Raw genomic sequence first — 833 nt, forward strand, 5'->3', positions numbered from 1 at the left:
TTTTTCAAATATTTTTTATCCGTTTTGAGAGAGTAAAAAACTGGGCGCGGGGTCTTCCTTCGCGTCGATTGCTTAAAAAATCACCATTCCGGCCGCGAAGACGGCACCGAAGATGGCATGGAACGCAAGCCAAGGGCAGCGAGCCGACGGCGGCGGGCGGCTTGCCTTGCGTCCACGATGGCTTGCGATAGGCGGTAGCCGTACCACTGGCGCACCAGATCGCGGTACAGGTCGTTGCGCGCCCTCGCCATGCTCTCTTCATAGCCGGGGTCCAGCACCTGTATGTCGTAGTCCAAGGCTATCCACTCGGCCAGCATGTGCGGGTGGCGGCGGCTGGCGGGGATGGTTCGCACCAGCCACACGTCCAACGGTGCCTTGCTCTTGGCGAACTGCCGGTAGGCCGCAGACCACGCCATAGCCACCGCCCGGCGTTGCTCCATGTCGGTATCGTCCACGTTCATGGCGGCGGACAGCGCGGCCCACGACACCACCGGGTCACTGGCCTTGGCGTGCGCCTGTATCCAGTCCACGGCCTCGCGGTCGCATGAGCCGGGCGGGCACACGATCATGTGCAAGCGGCAGCCGTACCCGTACAGCACGCGGTCTTGACGGCTGGCGTTGCAGTGCTTGCACGCGCGCCGTAGGTTCGGCACGGTGTCCTTGCCACCATGCGCGTGGGGCACTATGTGGTCGTCTTCCTCGCCAACACGGGTGCAGCCGGGCAATTCAAGCCAACAATCATTGCCCCACGCCGCTATCTCCGCCGCACGTATCGCTGGGGCGACTACCTGTCTACGCGGCACGCTCGGCCTCCCTGCGCTTGCGCCTAGCCA

At 63.9% G+C, this 833-nt stretch carries 1 protein-coding gene; it reads right to left on the reverse strand.

Annotated features, from left to right (window positions below; translation table 11 throughout):
- Positions 1 to 80: 80 nt before the first annotated feature.
- Positions 81 to 803, reverse strand: coding sequence for an HNH endonuclease (locus AC1AUD_RS13710; RefSeq protein ID WP_476574934.1), 723 nt, complete (start codon positions 801 to 803; stop codon positions 81 to 83).
- Between the last annotated feature and the right edge of the window lie 30 nt (positions 804 to 833).

This window comes from Bifidobacterium sp. LH_730, from assembly GCF_056355835.1.